1 rRNA gene is annotated in these 2252 nt (G+C 52.1%); it reads left to right on the plus strand.

Annotation, left to right across the window (positions count from 1 at the left end):
* Positions 1-78 precede the first annotated feature (78 nt).
* Positions 79-2252: ribosomal RNA gene (locus V6D44_RS20900) — 23S ribosomal RNA — on the plus strand; the annotation flags it as partial.

The raw sequence follows: 2252 nt of genomic DNA on the forward strand, positions 1-2252 counted from the left end.
TGTTCTTTGAAAACTAGATAACAGTAGACATCACATTCAATTAGTAATACAAGATATCACATAGTGATTCTTTTTAACGGTTAAGTTAGAAAGGGCGCACGGTGGATGCCTTGGCACTAGGAGCCGATGAAGGACGGGACGAACACCGATATGCTTCGGGGAGCTGTAAGCAAGCTTTGATCCGGAGATTTCCGAATGGGGAAACCCACCACTCGTAATGGAGTGGTATCCATATCTGAATTCATAGGATATGAGAAGGCAGACCCGGGGAACTGAAACATCTAAGTACCCGGAGGAAGAGAAAGCAAATGCGATTCCCTGAGTAGCGGCGAGCGAAACGGGATTAGCCCAAACCAAGAGGCTTGCCTCTTGGGGTTGTAGGACACTCTGTACGGAGTTACAAAAGAACGAGGTAGATGAAGAGGTCTGGAAAGGCCCGCCATAGAAGGTAACAGCCCTGTAGTCAAAACTTCGTTCTCTCCTGAGTGGATCCTGAGTACGGCGGAACACGTGAAATTCCGTCGGAATCCGGGAGGACCATCTCCCAAGGCTAAATACTCCCTAGTGACCGATAGTGAACCAGTACCGTGAGGGAAAGGTGAAAAGCACCCCGGAAGGGGAGTGAAACAGATCCTGAAACCGTGTGCCTACAAGTAGTCAGAGCCCGTTAACGGGTGATGGCGTGCCTTTTGTAGAATGAACCGGCGAGTTACGATCCCGTGCAAGGTTAAGCAGAAGATGCGGAGCCGCAGCGAAAGCGAGTCTGAATAGGGCGCATGAGTACGTGGTCGTAGACCCGAAACCAGGTGATCTACCCATGTCCAGGGTGAAGTTCAGGTAACACTGAATGGAGGCCCGAACCCACGCACGTTGAAAAGTGCGGGGATGAGGTGTGGGTAGGGGTGAAATGCCAATCGAACCTGGAGATAGCTGGTTCTCTCCGAAATAGCTTTAGGGCTAGCCTCAAGGTAAGAGTCTTGGAGGTAGAGCACTGATTGGACTAGGGGCCCCTACCGGGTTACCGAATTCAGTCAAACTCCGAATGCCAATGACTTATCCTTGGGAGTCAGACTGCGAGTGATAAGATCCGTAGTCGAAAGGGAAACAGCCCAGACCGCCAGCTAAGGTCCCAAAGTATACGTTAAGTGGAAAAGGATGTGGAGTTGCTTAGACAACCAGGATGTTGGCTTAGAAGCAGCCACCATTTAAAGAGTGCGTAATAGCTCACTGGTCGAGTGACTCTGCGCCGAAAATGTACCGGGGCTAAACGTATCACCGAAGCTGCGGACTGTTCTTCGAACAGTGGTAGGAGAGCGTTCTAAGGGCTGTGAAGCCAGACCGGAAGGACTGGTGGAGCGCTTAGAAGTGAGAATGCCGGTATGAGTAGCGAAAGAGGGGTGAGAATCCCCTCCACCGAATGCCTAAGGTTTCCTGAGGAAGGCTCGTCCGCTCAGGGTTAGTCGGGACCTAAGCCGAGGCCGAAAGGCGTAGGCGATGGACAACAGGTTGATATTCCTGTACCACCTCCTCACCATTTGAGTAATGGGGGGACGCAGGAGGATAGGGTAAGCGCGGTATTGGATATCCGCGTCCAAGCAGTTAGGCTGGGAAATAGGCAAATCCGTTTCCCATAAGGCTGAGCTGTGATGGCGAGCGAAATATAGTAGCGAAGTTCCTGATTCCACACTGCCAAGAAAAGCCTCTAGCGAGGTGAGAGGTGCCCGTACCGCAAACCGACACAGGTAGGCGAGGAGAGAATCCTAAGGTGATCGAGAGAACTCTCGTTAAGGAACTCGGCAAAATGACCCCGTAACTTCGGGAGAAGGGGTGCTCTGTTAGGGTGCAAGCCCGAGAGAGCCGCAGTGAATAGGCCCAGGCGACTGTTTAGCAAAAACACAGGTCTCTGCGAAGCCGTAAGGCGAAGTATAGGGGCTGACGCCTGCCCGGTGCTGGAAGGTTAAGAGGAGCGCTTAGCGTAAGCGAAGGTGCGAATTGAAGCCCCAGTAAACGGCGGCCGTAACTATAACGGTCCTAAGGTAGCGAAATTCCTTGTCGGGTAAGTTCCGACCCGCACGAAAGGCGCAACGATCTGGGCACTGTCTCAACGAGAGACTCGGTGAAATTATAGTACCTGTGAAGATGCAGGTTACCCGCGACAGGACGGAAAGACCCCGTGGAGCTTTACTGCAGCCTGATATTGAATGTTGGTACAGCTTGTACAGGATAGGTAGGAGCCTTGGAAACCGGAGCGC

It is taken from the genome of Bacillus sp. 0209A (assembly GCF_036765095.1).
Lineage (GTDB): Bacteria > Bacillota > Bacilli > Bacillales > Bacillaceae > Bacillus > Bacillus subtilis_G.